23 protein-coding genes are annotated in these 26,406 nt (G+C 63.4%); 12 read left to right on the top strand and 11 right to left on the bottom strand.

The genetic code is table 11. The annotated features are described in order from the left end of the window. Window positions 1-40 precede the first annotated feature (40 nt). Window positions 41-1,555 carry a type II secretion system ATPase GspE gene (gspE, locus tag PSEST_RS20485; RefSeq protein ID WP_015278831.1) on the bottom strand — a complete coding sequence of 505 codons (1,515 nt, stop codon included), beginning with the start codon at window positions 1,553-1,555 and terminating at the stop codon, window positions 41-43. Between the two features lie 521 nt (window positions 1,556-2,076). Here gspE and PSEST_RS20490 point away from each other — a divergent pair. Genes PSEST_RS20490 through PSEST_RS20500 form a run of 3 tightly spaced genes read left to right on the top strand, consistent with a single transcriptional unit; the run spans window position 2,077 to window position 4,969 of the window. After that, window positions 2,077-3,198, top strand: coding sequence for a Re/Si-specific NAD(P)(+) transhydrogenase subunit alpha (locus PSEST_RS20490; RefSeq protein WP_015278832.1), 1,122 nt, complete (start codon window positions 2,077-2,079; stop codon window positions 3,196-3,198). Between the two features lie 13 nt (window positions 3,199-3,211). Further along, window positions 3,212-3,529, top strand: a complete 318-nt coding sequence (locus tag PSEST_RS20495) for an NAD(P) transhydrogenase subunit alpha (protein WP_003284152.1) — start codon at window positions 3,212-3,214, stop codon at window positions 3,527-3,529. Between the two features lie 3 nt (window positions 3,530-3,532). Next, complete coding sequence (locus tag PSEST_RS20500; RefSeq protein WP_015278833.1) at window positions 3,533-4,969, top strand: NAD(P)(+) transhydrogenase (Re/Si-specific) subunit beta; 1,437 nt, start codon at window positions 3,533-3,535, stop codon at window positions 4,967-4,969. A gap of 72 nt (window positions 4,970-5,041) precedes the next feature. On the opposite strand, the gene PSEST_RS20505 is transcribed toward PSEST_RS20500, so the two are convergent. Together PSEST_RS20505 and PSEST_RS20510 are read right to left on the bottom strand one after the other, a co-directional pair. Continuing rightward, window positions 5,042-5,632 carry an NAD(P)H-dependent oxidoreductase gene (locus PSEST_RS20505; RefSeq protein WP_015278834.1) on the bottom strand — a complete coding sequence of 197 codons (591 nt, stop codon included), beginning with the start codon at window positions 5,630-5,632 and terminating at the stop codon, window positions 5,042-5,044. A 120-nt stretch (window positions 5,633-5,752) separates the two neighbouring features. Beyond that, the gene (locus PSEST_RS20510) at window positions 5,753-6,742 is read right to left on the bottom strand and encodes a bile acid:sodium symporter family protein (RefSeq protein WP_015278835.1); all 990 of its coding nucleotides are present in this window, start codon (window positions 6,740-6,742) and stop codon (window positions 5,753-5,755) included. Between the two features lie 88 nt (window positions 6,743-6,830). Here PSEST_RS20510 and PSEST_RS20515 point away from each other — a divergent pair, with 88 nt between their 5' ends. The 6 genes from PSEST_RS20515 (at window position 6,831) to PSEST_RS20540 (ending at window position 11,138) form a co-directional block, all read left to right on the top strand. Then, on the top strand, window positions 6,831-7,631 hold the full coding sequence (locus tag PSEST_RS20515) for an AraC family transcriptional regulator (RefSeq protein ID WP_015278836.1): 801 nt from the start codon (window positions 6,831-6,833) through the stop codon (window positions 7,629-7,631). Between the two features lie 153 nt (window positions 7,632-7,784). Further along, on the top strand, window positions 7,785-7,985 hold the full coding sequence (locus PSEST_RS20520; RefSeq protein ID WP_015278837.1) for a DUF1127 domain-containing protein: 201 nt from the start codon (window positions 7,785-7,787) through the stop codon (window positions 7,983-7,985). Between the two features lie 114 nt (window positions 7,986-8,099). Continuing rightward, window positions 8,100-8,417, top strand: a complete 318-nt coding sequence (locus PSEST_RS20525; RefSeq protein WP_015278838.1) for a DUF2388 domain-containing protein — start codon at window positions 8,100-8,102, stop codon at window positions 8,415-8,417. Between the two features lie 108 nt (window positions 8,418-8,525). Beyond that, window positions 8,526-8,822, top strand: a complete 297-nt coding sequence (locus PSEST_RS20530; RefSeq protein ID WP_015278839.1) for a DUF2388 domain-containing protein — start codon at window positions 8,526-8,528, stop codon at window positions 8,820-8,822. Window positions 8,823-8,865: 43 nt separating this feature from the next. Beyond that, complete coding sequence (locus PSEST_RS20535) at window positions 8,866-9,186, top strand: DUF2388 domain-containing protein (RefSeq protein ID WP_013981319.1); 321 nt, start codon at window positions 8,866-8,868, stop codon at window positions 9,184-9,186. Next, a complete protein-coding gene (locus PSEST_RS20540; RefSeq protein ID WP_015278840.1) occupies window positions 9,183-11,138 on the top strand; it encodes a DUF4105 domain-containing protein in 1,956 nt (651 codons plus the stop codon). The genes PSEST_RS20535 and PSEST_RS20540 overlap by 4 nt, the downstream gene beginning before the upstream one ends. A gap of 90 nt (window positions 11,139-11,228) precedes the next feature. Here the strand turns inward: PSEST_RS20540 and PSEST_RS22445 are convergent, their stop codons facing one another. The 6 genes from PSEST_RS22445 to polA form a co-directional block, all read right to left on the bottom strand. Next, window positions 11,229-12,185 carry a hypothetical protein gene (locus tag PSEST_RS22445; RefSeq protein WP_015278841.1) on the bottom strand — a complete coding sequence of 319 codons (957 nt, stop codon included), beginning with the start codon at window positions 12,183-12,185 and terminating at the stop codon, window positions 11,229-11,231. Continuing rightward, window positions 12,176-14,857: a toxin VasX gene (locus PSEST_RS20550; protein ID WP_015278842.1), complete on the bottom strand. Its 2,682-nt coding sequence runs from the start codon at window positions 14,855-14,857 to the stop codon at window positions 12,176-12,178. The genes PSEST_RS22445 and PSEST_RS20550 overlap by 10 nt, the downstream gene beginning before the upstream one ends. After that, complete coding sequence (locus tag PSEST_RS20555) at window positions 14,854-15,429, bottom strand: DUF4123 domain-containing protein (RefSeq protein ID WP_015278843.1); 576 nt, start codon at window positions 15,427-15,429, stop codon at window positions 14,854-14,856. The genes PSEST_RS20550 and PSEST_RS20555 overlap by 4 nt, the downstream gene beginning before the upstream one ends. Next, window positions 15,426-17,480, bottom strand: coding sequence for a type VI secretion system tip protein TssI/VgrG (tssI, locus tag PSEST_RS20560; protein WP_015278844.1), 2,055 nt, complete (start codon window positions 17,478-17,480; stop codon window positions 15,426-15,428). Before tssI ends, PSEST_RS20555 begins: the two co-directional genes overlap by 4 nt. A 184-nt stretch (window positions 17,481-17,664) precedes the next feature. Continuing rightward, on the bottom strand, window positions 17,665-18,183 hold the full coding sequence (locus PSEST_RS20565) for an Hcp family type VI secretion system effector (RefSeq protein WP_003286458.1): 519 nt from the start codon (window positions 18,181-18,183) through the stop codon (window positions 17,665-17,667). Between the two features lie 528 nt (window positions 18,184-18,711). Next, window positions 18,712-21,456 (bottom strand): DNA polymerase I, encoded by a 2,745-nt coding sequence (gene polA / locus PSEST_RS20570; RefSeq protein WP_015278845.1) that lies wholly within the window; start codon window positions 21,454-21,456, stop codon window positions 18,712-18,714. A 76-nt stretch (window positions 21,457-21,532) separates the two neighbouring features. Here polA and PSEST_RS20575 point away from each other — a divergent pair, with 76 nt between their 5' ends. The 3 genes from PSEST_RS20575 (at window position 21,533) to ppnN (ending at window position 24,407) form a co-directional block, all read left to right on the top strand. Further along, on the top strand, window positions 21,533-21,817 hold the full coding sequence (locus PSEST_RS20575; RefSeq protein ID WP_015278846.1) for a DUF2782 domain-containing protein: 285 nt from the start codon (window positions 21,533-21,535) through the stop codon (window positions 21,815-21,817). 24 nt (window positions 21,818-21,841) lie between these two features. Next, window positions 21,842-22,795, top strand: coding sequence for a homoserine kinase (locus tag PSEST_RS20580; protein WP_015278847.1), 954 nt, complete (start codon window positions 21,842-21,844; stop codon window positions 22,793-22,795). Between the two features lie 238 nt (window positions 22,796-23,033). Continuing rightward, the gene (ppnN, locus tag PSEST_RS20585; RefSeq protein ID WP_015278848.1) at window positions 23,034-24,407 is read left to right on the top strand and encodes a nucleotide 5'-monophosphate nucleosidase PpnN; all 1,374 of its coding nucleotides are present in this window, start codon (window positions 23,034-23,036) and stop codon (window positions 24,405-24,407) included. 39 nt (window positions 24,408-24,446) lie between these two features. Here ppnN and PSEST_RS20590 read toward each other — a convergent pair whose 3' ends face one another. Both PSEST_RS20590 and PSEST_RS20595 read right to left on the bottom strand, forming a co-directional pair. Then, window positions 24,447-25,319, bottom strand: a complete 873-nt coding sequence (locus tag PSEST_RS20590; RefSeq protein ID WP_015278849.1) for a DMT family transporter — start codon at window positions 25,317-25,319, stop codon at window positions 24,447-24,449. A gap of 356 nt (window positions 25,320-25,675) precedes the next feature. Further along, entirely contained in the window at window positions 25,676-26,383 is a 708-nt protein-coding gene (locus tag PSEST_RS20595; protein WP_015278850.1) for a hypothetical protein, read from the bottom strand. Window positions 26,384-26,406 lie beyond the last annotated feature (23 nt).

Consider the following 26,406-nt stretch of genomic DNA (forward strand, 5'->3'; position numbering starts at 1 on the left):
CAGATGCCTCACCAGGCGAGCCTGAAACAACCTCATCCCCTCACTCCTCACGCGTCACCCGCAGCACTTCCTCGATGGTGGTCACGCCTTCGCGCACCTTGCGCAGGCCGTCGTCGCGGATGCTCGGCCCCAGCACCCGCGCGTGGCGCAGCATGTCCTGCTCGCTGGCGCGGGTGTGTACCATGGTGCGCAGGGCATCGTCGAACAGCACCAGTTCGTAAATGCCGGTACGCCCGCGGTACCCGAGCCCGCGACACTGCTCGCAGCCTTCGTCGTGATACAGCGTGGGTGCGTTGTCCGGACTCACACCGAGCAGCGCGCACTCGGCGGCATCGGCGACGTAGGCACGTTTGCAGTCATTGCACAGCACCCGCACGAGGCGCTGGGCCAGCACACCGAGCAGCGAGGAGGAAATCAGGAACGGCTCGACACCCATGTCCACCAGGCGCGTGACGGCGCCGATGGCGCTGTTGGTGTGCAGCGTGGAGAGCACCAAGTGGCCGGTCAACGAGGCCTGCACGGCCATGTCGGCGGTTTCCTGATCGCGGATCTCGCCGACCATCACCACGTCGGGGTCCTGGCGCAGGATGGCGCGCAGGCCGCGGGCGAAGGTCATGTCGACCTTGGTGTTGACCTGCGTCTGGCCGATGCCTTCGAGGTGGTATTCGATGGGGTCCTCGACGGTGAGGATATTGCGCGTGCGGTCATTGAGCGTGGTCAGCGCGGCATATAGCGTGGTGGTCTTGCCTGAGCCGGTAGGGCCGGTGACCAGAATGATGCCGTGGGGCTTCTTCACCGCCTGTTCCAGGTGGTCGCGGTCCTGCTCGTTCATGCCCAGGTGACGCAGGGTCAGGCGCCCGGCCTGCTTGTCGAGCAGACGCAACACCACCCGCTCGCCATTGGCCGAAGGCAAGGTGGAAACGCGGATGTCGACCTCACGCCCGCCGACCCTAAGCGAGATGCGCCCATCCTGCGGGATGCGCTTCTCGGCGATATCCAGCTTGGCCATGACCTTGATCCGCGAAACCAGCAGCGCCGCCAGCTCGCGCTTGGGCTGCACCACTTCACGGAGGATGCCGTCGACGCGAAAGCGGATCACCAGGCGCTTCTCGAAGGTTTCGATATGGATATCCGAGGCGTTCTCGGCGATCGCCTCGCCGAGAATGGCGTTGATCAGGCGGATGATCGGCGCGTCGTCCTCCTGCTCCAGCAGGTCCTCGGTTTCCTGGATCTGGTCGGCCAGGCTGGCCAGGTCGAGGTCGTTGCCCAGCCCCTCGACCATCAGCATCGCCGCCGAGGAATCGTGCTGATAGGCCGCGCCAAGCGCCTGCTCGAAATCCGCCTGCGGCAGCCATTGCATCGGCAAGCGCATACCGACCACCCGCTGCGCCTCCTGCACCGCAGTCAGCGCGGCACCTTCGCGCAGGCCCAGACGCAGCTCACTGCCGCGCTCCAGCAGGATCACGCCGTGGCGGCGGGCAAAGGCGAACGGCAGACGGCGCTGGGCCGACTGTTCGAGCAGCGTGGTGACTTCGTTTACATCGAGTTCGGGCATCGTGCAGCTCCACCAGCGATACGCAGCGACCCGACGTCACTGCGTTCGAAACACTCCAATCGGGTCCAACCAGCCTAGTTGGACTACAAGGATTGAATGACATTTCAACGTGCGCGCGTTTTTCCTGCATATCGACTTAACCCGACACCAAGGTCGGAGGCGCTTGGCACCGCTGACGAATACCCCGTCAATGGCGCGTCATTCATGATGCGGCCGTGTCGTGTGCCTGGCGCGGACGACTTGGACGTACGCAGAGCCAAACAGGACGCAATCTGCAGCGAAGCGCGGAAAACAGGCAGTCATCCTGCGACCGACGCGTCAAATACAATCGTTTGATTGAAACAGTTGTTTGATTTTTTCAAGGCTTGCAGAATGCCGCGCCGGGCGATCCGTTTTTGCGCTTCGCCCGGCTGGCTTCACCTGTTCCATACCCCGTCCGCCAGAGCAGCGGGCGGGTGAAAAGCACGTCGGTGCGCGGCTCGCCGCAGCACCGGTCATGATCACGCAGGAGAACAACAACAATGCACATCGGTGTTCCTCTCGAAACCCACTCCGGGGAAACGCGCGTCGCCGCGACCCCGGAAACCGTCAAGAAACTGATCGGCCAAGGGCACCGGGTGACGCTGCAAAGCGGCGCCGGGTTGCTTTCCAGCGTGCCGGACAGCGCCTATGAAGCGGTCGGCGCAACCATCGGCGATGCCGCCGCGGCGTTCGCTGCTGAGCTGGTGCTGAAGGTCAATGCGCCGGACGATGCCGAACTGGCGCAGATGCAATCCGGCAGCGTGCTGCTGGGCATGCTCAACCCGTTCGACAATGCCTGCATTGCGCGCATGGCTGCCCGCGGCATCACCGCCTTCGCGCTGGAGGCCGCGCCGCGTACTTCCCGCGCGCAGAGCCTGGACGTACTGTCGTCGCAGGCCAACATCGCCGGCTACAAGGCGGTGCTGGTCGGCGCCCATCACTACCCGCGCTTCATGCCGATGCTGATGACCGCCGCCGGTACCGTGAAGGCCGCGCGCGTGCTGATCCTCGGTGCCGGTGTCGCCGGGCTGCAGGCCATCGCCACGGCCAAGCGCCTGGGTGCGGTGGTCGAGGCTTCGGACGTGCGTCCGGCGGTGAAGGAGCAGATCGAATCGCTCGGCGCCAAGTTCGTCGACGTGCCGCTGGAGACCGACGAGGAGCGCGAATGCGCCGAAGGCGTCGGTGGCTATGCGCGGCCGATGCCCGCTTCGTGGATGGCGCGTCAGGCGCAGGCGGTGCACGAGCGTGCGCTGCAGTCGGACATCGTCATCACCACCGCGCTGATCCCGGGCCGCAAGGCGCCGACGCTGCTGCAGGAAGCCACCGTCGAGCAGATGAAGCCCGGCTCGGTGATCGTCGACCTGGCGGCCGGCCACGGCGGCAACTGCCCGCTCACCGAGATCGATCAGGTGGTGGTGCGCCACGGCGTGACCATCGTCGGCCACGCCAACCTGGCGACGCTGGTGCCGGCGGACGCCTCGGCGCTGTACGCCCGCAACCTGCTGGATTTCCTCAAGCTGGTCACCGACAAGGACGGCCAGTTCCAGCTCAACCTCGAAGACGACATCGTCGCCGCGTGCCTGATGTGCCGCGACGGCCAGGTCGTGCGGACCAACGGTTAAGGGAGACGCGAACATGGATCTGATTTCAGACGGCATCTACAACCTGATCATCTTCGTGCTGGCGATCTACGTCGGCTACCACGTGGTCTGGAACGTCACCCCGGCCCTGCACACCCCGCTGATGGCGGTTACCAACGCGATCTCGGCGATCGTCATCGTCGGCGCCATGCTGGCCGCCGCGCTCACCGTCACCCCGCTGGGCAAGGCCATGGGCACCCTGGCCGTGGCGCTGGCCGCGGTCAACGTGTTCGGGGGCTTCCTGGTCACCCGTCGCATGCTGGAAATGTTCAAGAAGAAGGACCGCAGCGCGGCCAAGGCGGAGGGCAAGTAAGCCATGAGCATGAACCTGATCACCCTGCTCTATCTGGTCGCCTCGGTGTGCTTCATCCAGGCACTGAAGGGCCTGTCCCACCCCACCACCTCACGTCGCGGCAACCTGTTCGGCATGATTGGCATGGGCCTGGCCGTACTGACCACGGTCGGCCTGATCTTCAAGCTTGGCAGCGAGCTGGCCACCGCCGGCATCGGCTACGTGATCGTCGGCCTGCTGATCGGCGGCAGCGTCGGCACCGTCATGGCCAAGCGCGTCGAGATGACCAAGATGCCCGAGCTGGTCGCCTTCATGCACAGCATGATCGGCCTGGCCGCGGTATTCATCGCCATCGCGGCGGTGGTCGAGCCGCAGTCGCTGGGCATTGTCGAGCAGATCGGCTACGCCATTCCGGTGGGCAACCGCCTGGAGCTGTTCCTTGGTGCGGCCATCGGTGCCATCACCTTCTCCGGTTCGGTGATCGCCTTCGGCAAGCTGTCGGGCAAGTACAAGTTCCGCCTGTTCCAGGGCGCCCCGGTGGTGTTCAAGGGCCAGCACATGGTCAACCTGGCCGTGGGCCTTGCGATCGTCGGCCTGGGTCTGGTCTACACCTTCACCGGCAACCTGACCGCCTTCGCGATCGTGGTGGCGCTGGCCTTCGTCATCGGCGTGCTGATCATCATCCCCATCGGCGGCGCCGACATGCCGGTGGTGGTGTCGATGCTCAACAGCTACTCGGGCTGGGCGGCGGCCGGTATCGGCTTCTCGCTGAACAACTCGATGCTGATCATCGCCGGCTCGCTGGTGGGCTCGAGCGGCGCGATCCTCTCGTACATCATGTGCAAGGCGATGAACCGCTCGTTCTTCAACGTGATCCTCGGCGGCTTCGGTGCCGACGCCGATGCCGGCGGCCCGGCGGGCGCGCAGTTGGAGCGCAACGTGAAGTCCGGTTCGGCCGACGACGCGGCCTTCCTGCTGACCAACGCCGACACCGTGATCATCGTCCCGGGCTACGGCCTGGCGGTGGCCCGCGCGCAGCACGCGCTGATGGAGCTGGCCGAGAAGCTGACGCACATGGGCGTAACCGTGAAGTACGCGATCCACCCGGTCGCCGGACGCATGCCGGGGCACATGAACGTACTGCTGGCCGAGGCCGAAGTGCCTTACGAGCAAGTGTTCGAGATGGATGACATCAACTCCGAGTTCGGCCAGGCCGACGTGGTGCTGGTGCTCGGCGCCAACGACGTGGTCAACCCGGCGGCGAAGACCGATCCGAAATCGGCGATCGCCGGCATGCCGATCCTTGAGGCCTACAAGGCCAAGACGGTCATCGTCAACAAGCGCTCCATGGCCAGCGGCTATGCCGGCCTCGACAACGAGCTGTTCTACATGGACAAGACCATGATGGTCTTCGGCGACGCGAAGAAAGTCGTCGAGGACATGGTCAAGGCCGTGGAATGATCGCCTCGCGCTGAAGCGAAAAACCCCTCCCGGCCCACGCCGCGAGGGGTTTTTTTCTTTGCCCGCCGAAGCTCAGACGTTGAAGCCAAACACCTCGCCCAGATGCCGGCGGTAGCGTTCGACATCCGCCTCGATCCGCGGCCGCTTCATCACATCGACGCAGAGGAAGGTCGGCAGGCCCTGCAGGCCGAGAAACTCGTGGGCCTTGTGAAACGGCAGGTAGACGGCATCCACGCCCTTGCCGGCGAAGAAATCGCTGGGGTCGTCGAAGGCCTGCTGTGGCGCGTTCCAGGTGGCGGAAATCATGTAGCGCTTGCCCTGCAACAGACCGCCGCTACCGTATTTCTGCGAGGCATCGGAGCGGGTGCGGCCGTCGTTGGCGTAGAGGCTGCCGTGGCCGGCGGTGAACACCTCGTCGAGGTACTTCTTCACCGTCCAGGGCGCGCCCATCCACCAGCCAGGCATCTGGTAGATCAGCGCATCGGCCCAGAGAATCTTTTCGACCTCCTGCTGCACGTCGTAGCCGGCGTCGATCTCGGTGGTGCGCACCTCGAAGCCGGCCGCCGTCAGGGTTTCGTTGGCGGCCTGGTGCAGCGTGGCGTTGTACTGGCCGGCCGAGTGGGCGAAGGCCTTGCCGCCGTTGAGTAGCAGAATCTTCTTCATGGGAATGCCTCAGCAACAGAATGGCGCGCAGCTTATCCACGGTCGGGCATGACACCCAGGCCAGGGCGAGCAAATCATCTTTGCGCGCCAGTCATGAATCTGCTGTGTATTGACTTCAGATCAGCTCGCTTTTGCCACCGAAGTCGTCTCCGGTCGCGACGCGTACCGCTGCGCCAGCACCGCGCAGACCATCAGTTGAATCTGGTGGAACAGCATCAGCGGCAGGATCAGCGTGCCCAGCGCGCCGCCAGCGAACAGCACCTGCGCCATGGGGATGCCGGTGGCCAGACTCTTCTTCGACCCGGCGAAGAGGATGGTGATGCGATCTTCCAGATCGAAGCCCAGCCAGCGCGCCACCAGCCAGGTGATCAGCAGGGCCAGCGCCAGCAGCAGGCAGCAGGCCAGCACCAGGCCGAGCAGCTGCGGCAGCGGCACCTGCTGCCAGATGCCCTCGACCACCGCGTGGCTGAACGCGGTGTAGACCACCAGCAGGATCGAGCTCTGGTCGACGTTCTTCAGCCAGCCCTTGTTGCGCGCCACCCAGTCGCCGATCCAGCGCCGCGCGATCTGCCCGGCGATGAACGGCAGCAGCAGCTGCACGACGATCTTGCCGATGGCATCCAGCGTCGAGCCGCCTTCACCCTGCGCGCCCATCAGCAGCAGCACCAGCAGCGGCGTGAGGAAGATGCCGATCAGGCTGGAGGCTGCCGCGCTACACACCGCCGCCGGGATATTGCCGCGCGCCAGGGAGGTGAAGGCGATGGCCGACTGCACCGTAGCCGGCAGGGCGCAGAGATAGAGGATGCCGAGATACAGCTCCGGCCCGACCATCGGCGTCAGCACCGGACGCAGCGCCAGGCCGAGCAGCGGGAACAGCACGAAGGTGCAGCTGAACACCAACAAATGCAGGCGCCAGTGGCCCATGCCTGCGAGGATCGCGCTACCCGACAGTTTGGCGCCGTGCATGAAGAACAGCAGGCCGATGGCCAGATTGGTGATCCACTCGAACACTACTACGCCCTGCCCGCGTGCCGGCAGCAGCGTGGCGATCGCCACCGCGCCGAGCAGAGCGAGGGTGAAATTGTCCGGTAGCAGGCGGGGTCTGGCCATGGGCGCTCCTGATGCGTGTGGCTTGCAGCGAATGGCTCAGGAGTCTACTGTCGGCGCGAACATCCGACTAACGCCATTGGCCAGACAAATGTCGAGAAAAGGACAGGCCGGCCTCACCCAACGCAGCATTCCGGTCATGGATGCGCTGCCGCGACCGCTGTTCGCCCGCAGCGAATCCCTGGCCGAACGGACCACCACACCCCGCCACAACCACCCCTGGGCGCAGCTGTCCTACGCCATCAGCGGTGTGTTGCGCGTGCATACCGAGCGCGGGCGCTTTCTCGCTCCGCCGCAGCGCGCCATCCTGATTCCGCCCGGCTTGCTGCATGAGGTAATCAGCTCGCCGCAGACCGAGATGCGCAGCCTGTACATCGACCAGCGTGTGGTACCCTGGGCGCCTGCGCATTGCCAGGTGCTGGCCGTGAGCCCGTTGCTGCGCGAGCTGATCCGGACGTTCGGCACGCTGCCGGTGGACTACGACGAACAGGGCGCCGACGGCCGCCTGGCCGCGGTCATCCTCGACCAGCTGCGCGCCGCCCCGGAGCTTAGCTATTCGCTGCCCTGGCCCGACGATGCACGCCTGCGCGGCATTTGCGAGGCGCTGTACGAACAGCCGGACCTTTCCCTCAGCCTGGCGCAGTGGAGCGAGCGGCTGCACATATCCGAGAAGACCCTGACCCGCCAGTTCCAGCGCGACACCGGCCTCAGCTTTCGCGCCTGGCGTCAGCGTCTGCGCCTGCTCAGCGCCCTGCCGTTGCTGGAACGGGGCCAGCCCGTTACCGACGTCGCGCTGGCGTGCGGCTACGAGTCCACCTCGGCGTTTATCGCCGCGTTCGGCCAGCAGTTCGGCACCACCCCGGGGGCGCTGGCAAGGGCGCCGCGTCCCTAGCGAACAGTTGCTCGTCGCGCGAGCAGTACAGTCGCGATGGTTATCGAACTGCACCGGCACAATTGAAATCCCCTGTGGCTGTAACAGCAGCTGGCTGCGCGCGATCCTGTCTGCCCATAACCCGCACCCGGTTTGCCGGGAAGGAACGCGCTCATGGACCGCTCGCTGACTCGTCCATACCAAGCCACCCTCCATAGCCGCAGCTGGCAGCAGCTGTTGCGCCTGCTGCAGCGCTGGCAACGCAACTACCGTACCCGGCAGCAACTGGCGCAGCTCGATGACCGCCAACTGGCCGATATCGGCATCAGCCACAGCGAGCGTGTCAGCGAACTGGACAAGCCGTTCTGGCGTTGAGGCGGCTCGCACTATCACGTCTACCGATCCCCGCCTAAGCTGATCGGCACGGCCGTGGCGGCGGGAACGCAACGCCCATGGTACGGTCTAGAGCCTCACTACTGGAGATCTGCCATGTCCCGAATCCTGCTTCCCTTCTTCGCTGCCGGCTTGCTGCTGAGCGGCGCTGCCTCGGCAGCCAGCTTCACCGCCACCACCGACATGGTGGTCGGCGGCCTGATCAATACCGTCGATGCCACCTCGGACCTGACCTCGTCCCTGCGCGACGACAAGCTGGTACTCGACGCCCGTGACGATGCTGCGCGCTTCGTTGCCAGCCGTGGTGATCTGCGCGGCGCCCATCTCGAGGCGGCGCTGCAGCACATTCGCAGCCAGCAGCCGCATTTGCAGGCCAGCGACCTGCAGCTGGCCGAGGCGATACTCGCGCTTTGATGAGCCAGGCAGCGGACGCTGCCGAAACCTGCGGATGCAACCGGGCACTGGCTCTGGGACAGGCGTTTCGCTAGCCTTGGCGCCGTTTTACTCGGCAACAGGGTTCCCATGCGTTCGTTTTCCATCGCCATTCTGCTTATCGCTTTCGCCACCGGCTCGGCGTACGCCTTCGATGTCACCACCGCAGGTGTCGTGCAGACCAGCTACGTCAGCAGCCAACTGACCAGCGCCCCCTTCGACAACAAGCTGATCGCCGAGGCCCGCGAAGACGCGGCGGGCTTCGTCGCCAGCGAAGGGCAGCTCTCCGCGGCTCGCCTGCAGGCCGCCCTATCGCGTCTGCGCCAGGAACACCCGGAGCTTGCCGCCAGCGACCTGGAACTGGCCGAAGCGATCCTCGTCCAATAATCGCACCGGCCTGCCGGTGCCCCGACCCGTGAGAGATTCATCGATGAACAAGCTATTGCTCGCCGCCCCGCTGGCGCTGGCCGTCGCCGCGGGCGCTGCCCAGGCGCAGACCCTCGTCGCCACCAGCAACATCGTGGTACGTGCCCTGGACCGCAGCATCAACTTCACCTCCGACGTGACCAGCCGCATCAGTGACATGAAGGTCGTCGTCGAAGCGCGTGAAGACGCTGCCAGCTTCGTCGCCAGCGCCGGCGAGATCCGCGGTGCGCACCTGGAAGCCGCGATCGGCACCCTGCGCAGTGAATTCCCCGCGGCGCGCAATGCCAGCGACCTGCAACTGGCCGAAGCCATCCTCGCGCTGTGATTCGCCTCGGCGCCTGGCTGCTGGCGAGCTGCCTGAGCCTGGCCAGCATCGCGGCTCATGCCGAGCTGCGCCTGGTTCTCGACTCACGCACGCTGGACGCCGAGCAACGCGCCGCCAGCCAGGCGCTGCTGGACGAAGCCATGGCCGCCCTGCCACCACGCCTGCTGCGGAGCCTCGACCGCGAAGTTCGCGTCCAGTGGCGTGACAACCTGCCGGAACAGGCCTATGGCCGCGCTGGCGGCAAACAACTGGACCTCAACCGGCGCTTGCTGCCGGCGCTGACCGACGGCAGCGCTGCCAGCGAGAAGACCAATCGTCCCCACGGCACGGTACGCCGCGAGCTGCTCGCCACCGTCATTCACGAAGTGGCGCATCTTTATGACCGCGCGCGCCTGTGGTCGCCCGAGCAGCACCTGCTGCAGGGCCAGTGCCGTCAGCGCGCCAGCAATCTCGGCCTGATTGGCCTGCCGGACCACTGCCGCGGGCAGACCGGCCGCCGCTTCACCCTGAGCGATGAGCCGCGCCTGCTCGATCTCGCCGGCTGGCCGCAGCGCGTCGGCAAGCGTGGCCTGCGCGAGCAGGACAACGCGCAGCTGGCGCGCAGCCCAGATCCGTATGAGCTGACCAGCCCGCTGGAATTCGTCGCAGTGAATCTCGAATACTTTCTGCTCGACCCCAGCTACGCCTGCCGGCGCCCGTCCCTGTACCGCTACTTCAGCGAACACTTCGGTTGGGCGCCGGGCACCGCTGCCGATTGCACCGCAGGCTATACGTTTCTCAACGCCGGTCGCGAGTTCGGCCGCACGCCCCTGTTGAGCCTCGACCCCGCGCGTGTCTACGAAGTCGACTACCTGTTCGCCGAAGCCAACGATGCCTGGGTCAGCCGCTGGGGCCACAGCATGCTACGCTTGGTGATCTGCGCGCCCGGCCGCGAGCCCGGTCCCGATTGCCGACTGGATCTGGATCATCACCTGGTGCTGTCCTTCCGCGCCTTCGTCGACGATGTACAGCTGTCCAGCTGGGACGGCCTTACCGGCGTCTACCCCTCGCGGTTGTTCATCCTGCCGCTGGGTCAGGTGATCGACGAGTACACCAAGGTAGAGCTGCGCGGGCTGGCCTCGGTGCCGCTGAAGCTACAGCACGACGAGATCCGCGCACTGGTCGAGCGCAGCGCCGAGCTGCACTGGAGCTACGACGGCGACTACTACTTCCTGTCCAACAACTGCGCGGTGGAAACCCTGAAACTGCTGCGCAGCGGCACGGCGCGCAGCGATCTGGTGGCACTGGACAGCATCATGCCCAACGGGCTGCTGGAAGTGCTGATCCACCGCGGTCTGGCCGGCGCCAGCGTGCTCGACGATCCGCGTGAAGCGCTGCGCATGGGTTATCGCTTCGACTCCTACCGCGACCGCTACCAGGCCATGTTCGCCGTACTCAAGGAACGCCTGGGCCTGCCGCAGGGCAGCGTCGAACAGTGGCTGGAACTCAGCGCCGCCGAGCGCCAACCCTGGATCGACCGCGCCGACCTACGCGCCTCTGCGGCCCTACTGCTAGTCGAGCAGGCCGCCCTGCGCCGCCAGCTACTCCTCGCCCAGGACGAACTGAAGAACCGCTACCTCGGCGGCCGCGGCCGCGACGCCAGCCTGAACAAGGCCGACGGCGCCCTGCAGGAAATCCTCGCCAACAGCGGCTACCTCAGCCGCCCCGCCGAACTGCTCGACGGCCAAGGCTACGGCCTGCCACAACCCAGCGAATGGACCCGCCTCGAACGCGAGAGCGAACAACGCCAACTGCGCCTGAATCAACTGAGCGAAGAGCTGGACCAGGAAGTGCGCGTGCTGCTGGGGGACGAGCGGCGGGAGGAGCTCGAAGCGATCGAAGTGAACCTCGCGCAGATCGGCGAGCATCTGCGCGGGCTGCATAAGGCTGGGGGTGGGTTGGAGTTGCCGTGACAAGTTACGTTTCGGTAGTAATCCGATTAGCCAAACAACTCAATGGCAGTATTCGGACAACTACCTCTTGCGTCGGGTACGAGGGTTGACTCACACGTCCAATCCCCGCTCTCGCTCCAGGTCGAGCAAACGTGTAGTCGGGCCATTGGGTTGCAGACGTTCGGTGACAATCCGTGGCCAGCGGTTACGAGAACGGCGTTTGGCGATGTTATACGTGAACTCCTGCAACCAGTTCATCGGAAAGAAGAGCAAATGTCCCAGGTACAGTACCGTATCCGTCCATTCCAAGTAGTTCTTGCCCTCGTTGGCTGCTTTTTTCTCGGCAATCCTTTGCCGCCGGTAGGCAAGAAACCCGGTGGGGTTGGTATGGGCAGAAAGCATTTTCTTGACGTAGGTGTCTGACGCGCTGTGCTGGCCGTTTTCATCGAACCAAGGACCATTGTCCATATAGGCACGTAGCCATTCCCAAAAACCCTTCTGCATTTGAAGAGTTTTACCCATTGGTAAACCGAGGCTTACCAGCAAGGCATTGTCGGGCTCGCCCAGGCGGCGTACGAGGATTTCCAGTGAGGCATTTCGCATTCCACCTGTGTGCGGGCCTACCATAAGGAACTCTCCCGCCAGCGCTTGTATACCGTCCCAAGGGCTGTGGTAGAGCTTGCCCTCATGATCGAAATAAACTTCGCGTGTGCGGCGATTGAAGAGGATTGGCAGGGGAAGTGGACGGCATGTTTCCCAAGTAAAAGGAATAACAAATAGAACGACAGCCAAGCTAAAACCTATCCAAATACCATCTGTATTTCCGCTAAGGATAAGGATGGCAAGCATCATAAAGGTGGTTACGCCACCGATTCCCCCGATTGCTCCTGTTAGCATGCCCCTGTCTGTGTCCCCGCCGGCCTTTAGTGCCAGATAGTGTTCGGTATGTTCGTCGGTAACGAACATTTCCCAAGGCTTTTCTCCTGTGGGTTCGTCGGCGTGCAAGAGCACGCAAGGGGCCAGCCCGAAGCGAGTGCGGGCCTGTTGGATCAGGTCGCTTACAGCCATGCGAGCTCCTTGATTTCTACGGGAGGGAGGGTTAGTCCCTCAACGGGCGAATAGCTCAGTTCGCCACGTATGGCATCGAACTTCTCACCGTTATTTTCGTGATAAACGCGACGGTAGATAGCCACACCAGGTTCGGGTCTGACTCGTGTGCCGCCATGATGGTCGAAGTCTTTGCCTGTCCATTCCACGGCCTTGCGTGTGCCGCCGAAACCGAAGAAGCTGCCCCAGGTTTCGTGCCCCTTGAAATGGATCATATCGTCGGTCAACGCGCTCTTTCCCGGTAGTCGCAGCAGCACATAGGTAATGGTTTGCATGCCTCGATATGGATTCAATTCGTTGATTCGGTAAGCCTCGAAGCTGATAGGGAAGACAACCTTGTAGAACTCAGTCATCGACTTTCCGTAGCTGCTCGACCAGTCGGCAGGTCGGGTGCCGAATCGGGTACCTTTGACCCAGGTTTCAAGAGGTGTGTCCTGGGTATATTGCCGCGCAATTACTCCGCCGACGATCAGGATCGTCCATCCCAGAGCGCGGGCTGCCAAGTGCGGTGCCACGCTGACACCGCGGCTTATGACGGCAGCTTCGCCAGCGATGACTGCGGCACGGGCGGCGCGTATGGCCCTAAAGCTCTGCACGTAAAGTTGCAGATTGGCGGTGGAAGCCAAGGTCAATCCGGCATTGATGGCGGCAGTATCCACATCGCCGACTTTATAGGCTTCGAATGCTTCGATTCCGTAGACCAATACGTCGAAGCCAGAGGTCACCGATTGTAGGATTGACGCTTTTGCGCCTACGCCCAGTGCATCAGCCAAAGCCTTCTGCGAAGCTATATGTCCGGCCCCATTGATCTTGACTGTCGCCTCCCAGTCGACTTCAGCAACCTTTTGTAAGGTCGCTGCTATTGCAGTAGAAGCCCCAAAACTTCCTCCCACAAAGCTCAGCCAATTTTTCCCTGACTGCTTGTCGGTTAGCTGTAGCCCACCCCATATAAAATTCACCCCTGCCACAAGTGCTACTACACATTTAATCGGTGCTTTTTCCAGAGCTCCCTTTCCAAGATCGAGCATCCCTTTGAGGTTGACATCCGAAGTCAGGTAGGTGGGCAGAGGCGGCAAGTCCTTGGCTGGTAGGAGACGGAAGAAAGGCAGAGCATCGCTGATCGCAACACTGAGTATTGTGGGTTTAAGGCCGGCTGGCAGCTTAGGACGCGTGCCCATCAGGTCGCTCATCCATTCGCCAAGCTGCCGCTGACTGACAGCCTCGACAGCCAGACGCTGTTGGCTGCGCGCCAGGGCAGCGGCGAGATAGAGGCGTCCGGCAGCCTTGGAACCATCGTCTGCTTTCTGCAGGCCCAGACCGACAACGGGAGCGAGGGCTGTAAACAGCGCTTCCAACGGCGAAGCCAAAATATGCCGGCCCAGCTTATCGGCTGCCTGATTCAGCAACTGCGCCAGTTTGTGCGCCTCGTTCAACGCGCCTGCACCGTTGTCTCTTACGCCGTCAGCCAGCGCTACCAGGGAATTGATTTCGCCGACACCGAGGCGTTTGCCCAAGCCCAACAACGCCCAAACCAGCCAGGGTTTTCCCTCTCGCTGCTGGAGTGTCAGAGCGTTGGCTGTGGCATTGGCTCCGGGGCCGGTTGACGCCGGCCCCAGGCAGGCAGCCGCGAAGTGGAGTTCCAGCTCTGCACGTGGCTCGGGTTGGGTGATGTCGAAGTGGCCGCAGGCCGTATCCAAGCTGGCAGGACCACGTTGCCCCAGGGTATTTAGCCAGGCCGACCAAAGTACGCTGAGGCGGCGCACGTCGCCACTATAGGCTTCTTCCTCTTGCGTCTGTTGCTGCCAGGTCGCCTGCAGCTTGCGGTAATTGGTGATGCTGCGCAGTTGGCCGCCGATTTGCGGGTCGCCTTCTGCCAGAGATTTGAGCACTCCTGCAACGGCCCAGTCTTCGCCGTGCACTTCCCGGATGACCTTGAATGACTGTTGCCGTGCACGAAGCAGATTGGCCAGGTCCAGCAATATGCCCCACGGATCGTCGATTAAGGCGTACGCCTGTTGCTCGCAGCGCTGCATGTCATCCAGCAGCTTTGGCCATGCCGGTCGATGACTGGTAGAGGGTTCACAACTCCAGCCATACCAGTCGGAGTCCATGTAATCGCCGATACGCTCGTGGATCGTTCGGGCTGGACCACTGAATGGTGCTGTTCCAGGGGTGATGGTGCGCATCACGCGTTGACGCACCTCTCCTTTTCCCTTGGCTGCGGCGTACTGGCTATCGCTCCACTGGCAAGGCGACCACGCCAGCATGGCCGGTACGCCAGCCGGAAGAAGCAAATAGGGCAGACTGCGGCTGTCGATGACTTTTCCGCCGCGGGCTGTTTGGGTAAAGGCCGCCGCCCTGACACGGTACTCGATCAGTTGTCTTTGGCCACTCTGCCAAACGTACAACCAGCCATCGCGCAACAGGCGGGCGGTGTAATTCAGCGAACGGCCCTTGAGTGACTCGAAGTAATCGCCTATTGCAGGAAAGTCTCCCTGTACAGGTGGCAAGGAATAAGCGCTCGTATCCACTGTCAGGGTCGGGCCTAGAGCATAGCGTAGCGGGAGTACAGCACTGAGCAGGGGGCATCCAGCGACCGTCAAACTGGGTGGGGCGGAAGTTTGACCAGTCATGGAAGAGCCTCCTGTGCCGTGTCGTCCTGTTCGGCAAGTGCTTCCAGCAGTCGCCAGTCGAGCGTCATTTGCGCGGCGAGATCGAGCTTGGCTGGCGCGCCGTCTTTCTCTGGTTGTTCGTTTTGCCAGGCACAAAAAATTGTGCCTTCGTGATGAAGCCAGATGCGTGAGATCCGGTGCCAGAATCCCTCCGGCCATTGCCCTTCGCGCTGCCATGCCTGATACAGAGGCCGGGCGTCACCCAGGCGTAGCCAGAGTTCGCTATGTTCTGGGGTGAAGATGCGCAGGCGACGCAGCAGTATGCGTTGCAGATCGTCCATCGAAGCATCGCTTTCCAGCCAGAGACCATCCTTGATTTCGGTCCCGTTTCTCCATGCTTCATAGGCAATGCTGCCAACCGGAGCATCCAACAAAATAGGACCAGCGTCTGCTATGGGCTCATAGGCCGTACTGAGCAATAACGGCCTTGGTTGATGGCTAGGGAAACACTGATAAAGCCACGCCGTCGCGCTCTCGTAACGAGCTCCGTCGAGCAGAACTGCACCGTTTCCATCGGGCATTGGGGTGCTCATGCCTCATCTTCCTTTGACGCCTTAGCTGCTTCGCACACCTCACATACGCCAGTGCGGGTGCTGCGAAACAGCATGTTTTGTTTTACCAAGGCTTCCAGTGAAATCCCTGGCACATCCGCATCCGCGGCCTTCACCTGCCCTGGCAATATCGGTGCCGCGCCCGATCCATTCCCCGGACTTCCCCCCGAGTTCATCCGGATCAAAGGCCCGACCATGGTGATGCCGCTGGCATCGAGCTTGATAAAGCTGCCACCAGCCTTGAAGGTCAGTTCACTGCCGGCTTCCAGTACAACCTTGAGGCCGCTGGAGAGGTGGATTTCCTGGCCCGCTTCGACGAACTGCCCGGTGCCGATCTTGAGCTGTTGGCTGTTACCCACGGTGAGGTGGTCGTTGGCGCGGATTTCGGTCTTGCGGTCGGCGTGGGTGGTGCGGTGTTCCTCGGCGCGGTATTCGCTGTAGCTGTTGGCGTCCACCGTATCGTGGCGCTCGTGACCGACGCGGACTTTCTGGTCGTGCTCGATGTTCTCGTCCCAGTCGCGTTGGGCGTGGATATAAATCTGTTCCTGGCCCTTACGGTCTTCGATGCGCAGCTCGTTGTAGCCGCCGCCACCCGGTGAGCTCAAGGTCTTGAGCACCGTGCGGGTCTTGTTCGCCGGCAAGTCGTAGGGGACCTGATGTTCCTTGTGATACAAGCAGCCGGTGACCAGCGGTTGATCGGGATCGCCTTCGAGGAAGGTCACCAGCACTTCCATGCCGACCCGCGGGATGGCGATACCGCCGTAGCGGTCGCCGGCCCAGCTGGAGGAGACGCGCAGCCAGCAGCTGGTCTTGTCGTCGGCCTGGCCTTCGCGGTCCCAGTGGAACTGGACGCGTACTCGGCCGTACTCGTCGCAGTGGATTTCTTCGCCGGCCGGGCCGGTGACCACGGCGGTCTGGCTGCCGAGCACCTTCGGTTTCGGATGGCGAAGGGCCGGGCGGAAAGGGATATCCCAGGGCGTGGCGGTGAAGTGGTTGCGGTAGCCCTGAGTGAAGCCGTCACGTGACTGGCTATCGCTCGTGACCGACTCCTCCAACACCTGCGGCTGTTTGCCTTCATGCAGCACCTCGGTCAGCAGCCAGAGCTGGTTCCAGTCGCTGCGGGGGTGTTCGCCGAGCGGGAGGAAGTGCCCGCTCGCAAGTTGCGGCTGGTCGCTTTCGCCTTCGGCCAGTTCGTAGTCGTGGCGGTGGCGCTCCAGGGCGCGTTGCGACAGGTGCTTGCCGCGGGCGCGCTCGGTGAAGCGGCCGGGGTAATCGTAGTCTTCAAGGTCGGGCTGGAAGTCGCTATGGAACGCGGCCTCCATGCTCAGACGTGGCTTCTCAAAATCGTAATCGCGGCGCGTGACGTGGCTGGGGCGGGTTTCCAGACGCAGGCCGAAGCGCTTGATCACCGGTTGGTCGGCGACCAGACCGCTGTCCTGTTGATAGGCGGTGGCGGCGAGTCTGGCGAAGACGGTCTGGTCATCGCCGAAGACCAGCACATGACCGCTCGCACCGTGCTGGAAGTGATAGTGAATACCCTCTTCCTCGCACAGGCGCTGGATGAAGTGCAGGTCGGTTTCGTCGTACTGCACGCAGTATTCACGCGCGGGGTAGATCACCGGGCCGAGCTGAAAACGGTAGGCATCGGCCTGGATGCCGTGTTCCTCGAGCACCTGGGCGATGATCTGCGGCACCGTCAGGTGCTGGAAGATGCGCTGGTTGATGCGATGGGCGAGGTAGGCCAGTTGCGGCACCAGCGTGAGCCGATAGCGGGTCAGGCGTTGACCGGATTCACCCTGGGCCGCCTGATGCACCAGCCCGTGGATGCCGCTGCCGACCGGCGCCAAGGCGAGGAAGGCCGGGCGATGCAGGAGGCTTTCCAGATCCAGGTCGGAGCGCTCGCTGACCAGTTCCAGGTCGAAGCGATAGGGCTGGCTGATAGCCTCGCGGCCCTGGAGTTCGAGCACCTTGAAGTCGTGCTCGATGCCTTCGAGGGAAAGCGTGAAGTGGGCCTGGTTGGCTGGGGCGAACATCCATGTTCCTCCTGTTCAGTCCATGTATCAGCGCATGGGCGCTTGCGGAGCCCCGTGTAACACAGGCCGGCCGCTCTAGAAGGCATGGTTCGCGCATTCCCGAGCGACGATGGCGCAATCTGTTCAGTGCTTCGCAAAAAAGCGTTCGGCCAGGCGAGCCTGGCCGAAGCGGGACCGCGGCGAATCAGCCGGCGATAGGGGTGCGCCAGTCGTCGGAGCCGGAGGTGCCGGAAACCTCGTGGGTCCAAACGATCTTGCGGTAGGTGAAGTACACGTCTTCCAGATGGGTGAAGTGGGACATGTTCGGGTCCTGGCAGTTGGGCATGCGCGACTGCACGTCGACGATCACCGCATCTTCCAGCTCGATGGTGAAGTAGTGTTCCTGGGTGCCGGTGGACGAGGTGCGGTACCACTCCAGACGGCACTTGTTCAGGCGCTCGCCGGAAGTCAGGGCGTTGAAGATCAGCGGCGACGACTTGTCGAACACCTTGGTAATCATCAGTGGCTTGTGCACGCGCTGGCCTGTCGGCTGGCCAGACTGCGGGTCACGCGGAATGATGACCTGATGCTGGAAGGCCTGCACCAGGATCTGGTCCTCATGGCCTTCCTGGAAGATGTTGCCAACCGAGTCCTCGGTGAAGGTGCCGGCGGTGATCAGGCCTTGCTTGGTGCCTTCGAGGGACAGATACGCGGGTGTTGGCATGGGTGCTCTCCTTGTCTGATATGAGTGCCGAATGGCCATCTCATAACAACAAGCAGCGTGCCAGATAACAAAACCTCTTATTTTTCAAATAGATATGAAATTAACAGCATGCAGCCCGACTAGCAGAAGTGATCGCTAACACAGAAAGCTGCGCAAGTTCCTGCGCAGCCGCGGCAACAAGTTGCGCAACACTGCCGCAACGCGCGGCTGATCGCACTGCGAACAGCTTACCCACAAGGTTATCCACAGAAGGCCTGCGCAAGAAACTGCGCAGGTCATTGTCGCTGCCGCGGCGTCCACGCCACTTTTCTGCAGGCAAAAAAAACCTCGAACTTCATTGGGGGAGGGGGAAGTTCGAGGTCCAAATCCGGACCGCTAGGGCGGGGTCCAGAGATCTGCCAACACTTAACACAACAAGGAGCATCGAAGGGCTTTTACACCCTTCGCATGCTCTGACCGAATCGTTGCAGAGAAAGTTCAACGCGGACGAAAAATTTCGTCGACTAGCGACATTTTTCGGCAGATCGGTCAGTGCGCCTCGTCCCAGTTATTGCCAACGCCTGCTTCGACCAGCAGCGGCACGTCCAGCTGGGCGGCACCGCTCATCAGCGGGCAGATGGCTTCGCGGACCTGCTCGACCAGGTCTTCGCGCACTTCCAGCACCAATTCATCGTGGACCTGCAGGATCACCCGTGCATCTAGCCCGCTGTCCTGCAGCCAGCCGTCCACGGCGATCATGGCGCGCTTGATGATGTCCGCTGCGGTGCCCTGCATCGGCGCGTTGATCGCGGTGCGCTCGGCGCCCTTGCGCATGGCGCCGTTCTTCGAATTGATCTCCGGCAGGTACAGCCGACGGCCGAACAGCGTTTCAACATAGCCCTGCTCGGCGGCCTGGGTACGGGTGCGCTCCATATAGGCGAGCACGCCGGGATAGCGGGCGAAATAGCGGTCGATGTACTCCTGCGCTTCCTTGCGGCCAACGTCAATCTGCTTGGCCAGGCCGAAGGCGCTCATGCCGTAGATCAGGCCGAAGTTGATCGCCTTCGCGCTGCGGCGCTGGTCGTTGCTGACCTGCTCCAGCGGTACACCGAACACCTCGGCGGCGGTGGCGCGGTGCACGTCGAGGTCGTTCTGGAAGGCGTGCAACAGGCCGGCATCCTGTGCCAGGTGGGCCATGATGCGCAGCTCGATCTGCGAGTAGTCGGCAGCCAGCAGCTTGTAGCCCGGCGCTGCGACGAAAGCCTGGCGAATGCGCCGCCCCTCGGCGGTGCGGATCGGGATGTTCTGCAGGTTCGGGTCGCTGGAGGACAGCCGGCCGGTGGCGGTTACCGCCTGATGGTAGCTGGTGTGGATGCGCCCGGTACGCGGGTTGATCTGCTGCGGCAGCTTGTCGGTGTAGGTGCCCTTAAGCTTGCTCAGGCTGCGGTGCTGCATGATCACCTTGGGCAGCGGGTAATCCTGCTCGGCCAGTTCGGCCAGCACGCTTTCCGCGGTAGACGGCTGGCCGCCGGCGGTCTTGGAAATCACCGGGCAACCGAGCTTGTCGTAGAGGATCGCGCAGAGCTGCTTGGGCGAGCCGAGGTTGAACTCCTCGCCGGCAATCTCGAAGGCCTCGCGTTCCAGCTGCACCAGCTTGTCGCCCAGTTCGACGCTCTGCTGGCCGAGCAGCTGCGCATCGACCAGCGCGCCGTTGCGCTCGATGCGCGCCAGCACCGGCACCAGCGGCATCTCGATCTCGGTCAGCACCTTGAGCAGCGATGGCGTCTGCTCCAGCTTGCCGAGCAACGTCTGGTGCAGGCGCAGGGTGACATCGGCGTCCTCGGCGGCGTAGGGGCCGGCCTGCTCGATGGCGATCTGGTCGAAGGTCAGCTGCTTGGCGCCCTTGCCGGCGATGTCCTCAAAACGGATGGTGCCGCGGCCGAGATACTTGAGCGCCAGGCTGTCCATGTCGTGGCGGGTGGCGGTGGCGTCGAGCACATAGGATTCGAGCATGGTGTCGAAGGTCATGCCGCGCATCTCGATGCCGTAATGCATCAGCACGTTCATGTCGTACTTGCCGTGCTGGCAGATCTTGGTCTTCGCCGGATCTTCCAGCAGCGGCTTGAGCGCGGCGAGCACGGCATCCAGCTCGAGCTGCTGCGGCACCCCCATATAGGAATGACGCAGCGGCACGTAGGCCGCCTGGCCCGGCTCGATGGCGAAGGACACGCCAACCAGCTCGGCACGCTGGGCATCGATGCTGGTGGTTTCGGTATCGAAGGCGAAGCATTCGGCTGTCTTCAGGCGATCCAACCAACGCTCGAAATCAGCCTGCTCCAGCAGGGTTTCGTACTGTGCCTCGGCCTGGATCGAGCAGCCTTCGGGCTGCACCTCACAGTTCTCGCCCGCGGCCTTGGCCTCGCGCAGCAGGTCGTCCAGCCAGTTCTTGAATTCCAGCTCGCGGTACAGCGCAATCAGCGCCTCGCGGTGCGGCTCGCCGGGCATCAGGTCGCCGACCTCGACATCCAGCGGCACGTCGATCTTGATCGTCGCCAGCTCGTAGGACATGAAGGCGGCATCGCGGTGTTCGGCGAGCTTGGCACCCAGTGACTTGGCGCCGCGGATCGGCAGGCCGGCGACCTGGTCGAGGTTGTCGTAAAGCCCCTTGAGGCCGCCTGGGATGCCGTTGAGCAGGCCACATGCCGTCTTCTCGCCCACGCCTGGCACGCCAGGAATGTTGTCGACCTTGTCGCCCATCAGCGCGAGGAAATCGATGATCAGCTCCGGGCCAACGCCGAACTTGGTCTTCACGCCTTCGATGTCATAGACGCTGCCGGTCATGGTGTTGACCAGGGTGACGTGCGGGCAGACCAGCTGGGCCATGTCCTTGTCGCCGGTGGAGATCACCACATCGCGGCCCAGCGCCGCGCACTGCCGGGCCAGGGTGCCGATGACGTCGTCGGCCTCGACCCCTTCCACGCACAGCAGCGGCATGCCGAGGGCGCGAACGCTGGCGTGCAGCGGCTCGACCTGCGAGCGCAGATCATCCGGCATCGGCGGGCGGTGCGACTTGTAGTTCTCGAACAGCGCGTCGCGAAAGGTCGGCCCCTTGGCGTCGAAAACCACGGCGAACGGGCTGTCCGGATACTGCCGGCGCAGGCTGAGCAACATGTTCAGCACACCCTTGACCGCGCCGGTCGGCTTGCCGGTGGAGGTGGTCAATGGAGGCAGGGCATGAAAGGCGCGATAGAGGTAGGACGAACCGTCCACCAGGATGAGGGGAGCTTGGCTCATGAGCGGAATCAACCTTTTCGGCGGGCCCGGAGCTAGAATGCCAAGGACCACTTATCGACAAAGGGACAAGGTTACCATGCGCGCTCTCAAACACCTGATGCTGGCCAGCCTGCTGGCGTGCGCTCCCCTGGCCGGTTTCGCCCAGGAATCGGTCGACGGCGAGCCCGACGTAACCATCCGTCAGGAAGGCGATCGCACTGTCGAGGAATACCGCGTCAATGGCTTCCTCTATGCCGTGAAAGTCACGCCCAAGCACGGCAAGCCGTATTTCCTGGTGCGCGCAGACGGCAACGACGGCAACTTCGTCCGCGCCGATCAGCCGGACATGCTGATCCCCTCCTGGAAGATCTTCAGCTGGTAATCCATCAGTCACCAGGAGCACAGCATGTCGGTATTCACGCCCCTGCAACGCGATGAACTGGAAGCCTTCCTGGCGCCGTACCGGCTCGGCCGGCTGCGCGACTTCCAGGGCATCGTCGCAGGCAGCGAGAACAGCAATTTCTTCGTCAGCCTCGAACAGGGCGAATATGTGCTGACCCTGATCGAGCGCGGCCCGCGCCAGGATTTGCCGTTCTTCATCGAGCTGCTCGACGTGCTGCACCGCGCCGGCCTGCCGGTGCCCTACGCGCTGCGCAGCGAGGATGGCGACGCACTGCGCGAACTGGCGGAGAAGCCCGCTTTGCTGCAACCGCGCCTGCCGGGCAAGCATGTGGTGGAGCCCAATCCACACCAGTGCGCCGAAGTCGGCCGGCTGCTGGCGCGGCTGCACCTGGCCACTCGCGAACACATCCTCGAGCGCGCCAGCGACCGCGGCCTGGACTGGATGCAGGAACAGGGGCCGAGCCTGGCACTGAGCCTGTCCGAGGACCAGCTGCCACTGTTGCGCGATGGCCTGGCGGAAATCGCCGAGCTACGGCCGAAACTCCTCGCCCTGCCGCGCGCCAACCTGCATGCCGATCTGTTCCGCGACAACGTGCTGTTCGAAGGCAGCCACCTGACTGGCGTGATCGACTTCTACAACGCCTGCTCCGGGCCGATGCTCTACGACCTGGCCATTGCGGTGAATGACTGGTGCTCGCACCCCAACGGCGAGATCGACGGCGAGCGCAGCGAACCCTTGCTGGCGGCCTACTCCGCACTGCGCCGCTTCACCCCGGCCGAAGCCGAACTCTGGCAGCCGATGCTGCGCGTGGCCTGCGTGCGCTTTTGGCTTTCCCGGCTGATCGCGGCGCAGCGTCACGAAGGCAAGACGGACGTGCAGGTGAAAGATCCCGACGAATTTCATCGGCTGCTCTCCGCACGCCAGCACCCACAGAGTGTCTTACCTTTTGCATTCTGACAGCCGCGGCCCTGCGGCCAGAGCGAACGCTGCCGGCCATCCGCGGATGCAATGCACGATCGAGCGCCAGCCTGCGTTCCACGATGGCAGGTAAGATGGCGCACCTTTACCCTGCCGCGTTCACGAGCTCTTGCGAAGCCAGCGTCTTCGACACGCCTTGAACCGGCGGCCCCGGGATTTCCCCCGCGGGCTCACCATCGCAATGCGGCCGAAACGGCGGTATTTCAGGGAACGACGAATGACCCAACGCAACGTAATCAACGCCTCGGTTAGCCCCAAAGGCAGCCTGGAAACCCTCTCGCAACGCGAAGTACAGCAACTGAGCGAAGTCGGCTCCGGCAGCACGCACAAGCTGTTCCGCCAGTGTGCCCTGGCGATCCTCAACACCGGCACGCGCATCGACAACGCCAAGACCATCCTCGAAGCTTACGAGGACTTCGAGGTGCGCATCCTGCAGCAGGATCGCGGCGTACGCCTGGAGCTGTTCAACGCGCCGGCCGATGCCTTCGTCGATGGCGAGATGATCGCCAGCACCCGCGAGATGCTCTTCAGCGCCCTGCGCGACATTGTCTATACCGAAAGCGAGCTAAGCAGCGCACGCATCGATCTGAGCACTTCGCAGGGCATCACCGATTATGTGTTCCACCTGCTGCGCAACGCCCGCACGCTGCGCCCTGGCATCGAGCCGAACATGGTGGTGTGCTGGGGCGGTCACTCGATCAGCACTGAGGAATACAAGTACAGCAAGCGCGTCGGCCATGAGCTCGGCCTGCGCAGCCTGGACGTCTGTACCGGCTGCGGCCCGGGTGTGATGAAGGGCCCGATGAAAGGCGCCACCATCGCCCATGCCAAGCAGCGCCGCAACGGCAGCCGCTATCTGGGCCTGACCGAGCCCGGCATCATCGCCGCCGAGGCACCGAACCCGATCGTCAACGAACTGGTCATCCTGCCGGACATCGAGAAACGCCTGGAAGCCTTCGTCCGTGTCGGTCACGGCATCATCATCTTCCCCGGCGGCGTCGGCACGGCCGAGGAATTCCTCTACCTGCTCGGCATCCTGCTGCACCCGGCCAATTGCGACGTGCCCTTCCCGGTCATCCTCACCGGCCCGAGCGATGCCGCAGACTATCTGCAGCAGCTGCACGATTTCGTCGGCGCGACCCTTGGCGAAGAAGCGCAGAAGCGCTACCAGATCGTCTTCAACGACCCCACCGAAGTGGCCCGGCAGATGACCGAAGGATTGCGCGAAGTCCGCCGCTTCCGCCGCGAGCGCAACGATGCGTTCCACTTCAACTGGTTGCTGAAGATCGAGGAAGGCTTCCAGCGCCCCTTCGACCCGACCCACGAGGCCATGGCCAGCCTGCCGCTGCGCCGCGACCTGCCACCGCACGAACTCGCCGCCAATCTGCGCCGCGCGTTCTCCGGCATCGTCGCCGGCAACGTCAAGGACAAGGGCATCCGCCGCATCGAGCAGTACGGCCGTTACGAGATCCACGGCGACGCGGCGATCATGCAGCCGCTGGACAAGCTGCTGCAGGCCTTCGTCGAGCAGCACCGCATGAAGCTGCCCGGCGGGGTGCCCTACACGCCGTGCTACCGCGTGGTCAGCTGAAGCTGCCGAAAGGCCGGGCGGCAACCGCCCGGCCTTTACTCATCCGCGATGCGGCTGCGGCGCGGCCCTGAACACCAGCGCCAGCCCCAGCAGAATCGCGCCCATCCCGAGCAGTCCGATGCGCGACAGCTGATTGCCGAGGAACAGGTAATCCATCCCCACGGTCACCACCGGCACCAGGTAGAACAGGCTGGTGACATTGACCAGATTGCCGGTCTGGATCATGCGGTACAGCAGCAGTTGCGCCGCCACCGAGATCACCAGGCCCAGCCACAGCACCGGAATGATGAAGCCTGTCACCGCTTCCAGCTGGATCGGCTGCAACGGCACGAACGCCAGGCATAGCAGCAGGCTGACCGCGTACTGCAGCGGCATGACCTCCAGCGGGCTCTGGCGAACACGTTGCTGCAGGATCGCACCCACGGTCATGCACAGCAGCGCGCCGAGGGCGAAGAGCATCCCGGCGAGCGAGAAACGCACCAGTACCAGACTCTGAAAGACCACCGCGGCCAGCCCGGCCAGTGCCACCAGCAATCCGAGCAGGCGCAGCGGCGAGAAGCGCCTTTCGAGAAGCAGCAGGGTGAGAATCGGCTGCACGCCGAGCAGCGTCGCGATCACGCCTGGGGTCACGCCATGGGCCATGGCCTGGAAATAGCAGATCGAATAACAGCCGATCATCAGCAGCCCGGTCGCCGCCGTCTGCCAAGCAGTGCCGGGCGCTGGCCGCCAGCGTCTACGATAGAGGCCGATAAGCAGAACCGCAGTCAGCGCCAGAGCAAAGCGCACGATCAGCAGGGCGAAGGGCGTGCCGTGGTCCAGTCCCCAGCGGGTGAAGATGGCCGCACTGCCCCACAGCAGGACGAACACAGTCATGACGCCATAGGACGTCCACAACGATTTGTTGAAAGTCATCAGTGATTACCTGTCGAAGCCAAACAGGCTCCAGCGAACGCCGAAAGCGTGCGCGCACCGACCCGGAAGGATCGGAAGCGAAAACCGGAGCTGCGAAATGTGGGCGGATCAGCCCAGCGCAACCGCCTGCGGAGGTGGTGGCGCGATTGCCAGATCGGCAACGACAGAGGGAGGTGGAGCGATTGCGCACAGCCGGGCCGCGCCGAGATCGGCTGGCTTCATGGGGAACAGGCTGTGAGCAGTGGAAGACATTTGGCCAAAAACCGGAAAGCTGTATACAGGCCCAAAGCTAGCAGAGCCAGGCCCGCCGGGTAAAGCGGGCCTGACGAGCAGCAGGCGAAATCAGCGCAAGCCGTTTAGCCGCACTTGGAGTTGCCGCAGTTCAGACAGGTAGCGCAGCCGTCCATCTGCACCACGGCCTGGGTGTTGCACTTGTTGCACAGCTGCGCGCCGGCCGGAAAGCCCTCGCCCGGCTCGACAGCCACCGCACCCTGGCTGGCTTCGTAGGCGGCGCGCTTTTCGGCCAGGTACTTGAGCTGGGTTTCGTCCAGCGCATGGCCTTCAAGCATGCCGATGGCGATCAGATGGCGCTCCAGCACCGCGCCGATCTCGGCCACGATCGACGGCATGTAGACGCCACCCTTCTTCAGATAGCCGCCGCGCGGGTCGAACACCGCCTTCAGCTCCTCGACGAGGAAAGTGCAGTCGCCGCCCTTGCGGAACACCGCGGACATGATGCGGGTAAGCGCAACGATCCACTGGAAGTGGTCCATGTTCTTCGAATTGATGAAGATCTCGAACGGCCGCCGTTGCTCATGCGGGGTGCCGGCGTTGAGCACGATGTCATTCACGGTAACGTACAGCGCGTGCTCGAACAGCGGCGACTTGATCTTGTAGGTCATGCCGATGAGGGTTTCCGGACGTTGCAGGCTCTCGTCCATTTCCACCACGTTGACGGCCTTGCTCGTCTTGCTCTCGATGCTGGCCGCAGCGGCCGCGGGGCGCTCGAGGGCCTCGTCGACGACCTTGAAGCCCTTGATGCGCTGGGTGATCTTTACGGTCATTGTGCAGATTCTCCTGCCGGGCA

The organism is Stutzerimonas stutzeri RCH2 (genome assembly GCF_000327065.1).
GTDB lineage: Bacteria > Pseudomonadota > Gammaproteobacteria > Pseudomonadales > Pseudomonadaceae > Stutzerimonas > Stutzerimonas stutzeri_AE.

Bases quoted from the DNA above. Each gene is read 5' to 3' on its own strand.
- gspE (WP_015278831.1), bottom strand. From the start codon at position 1,555: ATGCCCGAACTCGATGTAAACGAAGTCACCACGCTGCTCGAACAGTCG.
- PSEST_RS20490 (WP_015278832.1), top strand. From the start codon at position 2,077: ATGCACATCGGTGTTCCTCTCGAAACCCACTCCGGGGAAACGCGCGTC.
- PSEST_RS20495 (WP_003284152.1), top strand. From the start codon at position 3,212: ATGGATCTGATTTCAGACGGCATCTACAACCTGATCATCTTCGTGCTG.
- PSEST_RS20500 (WP_015278833.1), top strand. From the start codon at position 3,533: ATGAGCATGAACCTGATCACCCTGCTCTATCTGGTCGCCTCGGTGTGC.
- PSEST_RS20505 (WP_015278834.1), bottom strand. From the start codon at position 5,632: ATGAAGAAGATTCTGCTACTCAACGGCGGCAAGGCCTTCGCCCACTCG.
- PSEST_RS20510 (WP_015278835.1), bottom strand. From the start codon at position 6,742: ATGGCCAGACCCCGCCTGCTACCGGACAATTTCACCCTCGCTCTGCTC.
- PSEST_RS20515 (WP_015278836.1), top strand. From the start codon at position 6,831: ATGTCGAGAAAAGGACAGGCCGGCCTCACCCAACGCAGCATTCCGGTC.
- PSEST_RS20520 (WP_015278837.1), top strand. From the start codon at position 7,785: ATGGACCGCTCGCTGACTCGTCCATACCAAGCCACCCTCCATAGCCGC.
- PSEST_RS20525 (WP_015278838.1), top strand. From the start codon at position 8,100: ATGTCCCGAATCCTGCTTCCCTTCTTCGCTGCCGGCTTGCTGCTGAGC.
- PSEST_RS20530 (WP_015278839.1), top strand. From the start codon at position 8,526: ATGCGTTCGTTTTCCATCGCCATTCTGCTTATCGCTTTCGCCACCGGC.
- PSEST_RS20535 (WP_013981319.1), top strand. From the start codon at position 8,866: ATGAACAAGCTATTGCTCGCCGCCCCGCTGGCGCTGGCCGTCGCCGCG.
- PSEST_RS22445 (WP_015278841.1), bottom strand. From the start codon at position 12,185: ATGGCTGTAAGCGACCTGATCCAACAGGCCCGCACTCGCTTCGGGCTG.
- PSEST_RS20550 (WP_015278842.1), bottom strand. From the start codon at position 14,857: ATGACTGGTCAAACTTCCGCCCCACCCAGTTTGACGGTCGCTGGATGC.
- PSEST_RS20555 (WP_015278843.1), bottom strand. From the start codon at position 15,429: ATGAGCACCCCAATGCCCGATGGAAACGGTGCAGTTCTGCTCGACGGA.
- tssI (WP_015278844.1), bottom strand. From the start codon at position 17,480: ATGTTCGCCCCAGCCAACCAGGCCCACTTCACGCTTTCCCTCGAAGGC.
- PSEST_RS20565 (WP_003286458.1), bottom strand. From the start codon at position 18,183: ATGCCAACACCCGCGTATCTGTCCCTCGAAGGCACCAAGCAAGGCCTG.
- polA (WP_015278845.1), bottom strand. From the start codon at position 21,456: ATGAGCCAAGCTCCCCTCATCCTGGTGGACGGTTCGTCCTACCTCTAT.
- PSEST_RS20575 (WP_015278846.1), top strand. From the start codon at position 21,533: ATGCGCGCTCTCAAACACCTGATGCTGGCCAGCCTGCTGGCGTGCGCT.
- PSEST_RS20580 (WP_015278847.1), top strand. From the start codon at position 21,842: ATGTCGGTATTCACGCCCCTGCAACGCGATGAACTGGAAGCCTTCCTG.
- ppnN (WP_015278848.1), top strand. From the start codon at position 23,034: ATGACCCAACGCAACGTAATCAACGCCTCGGTTAGCCCCAAAGGCAGC.
- PSEST_RS20590 (WP_015278849.1), bottom strand. From the start codon at position 25,319: ATGACTTTCAACAAATCGTTGTGGACGTCCTATGGCGTCATGACTGTG.
- PSEST_RS20595 (WP_015278850.1), bottom strand. From the start codon at position 26,383: ATGACCGTAAAGATCACCCAGCGCATCAAGGGCTTCAAGGTCGTCGAC.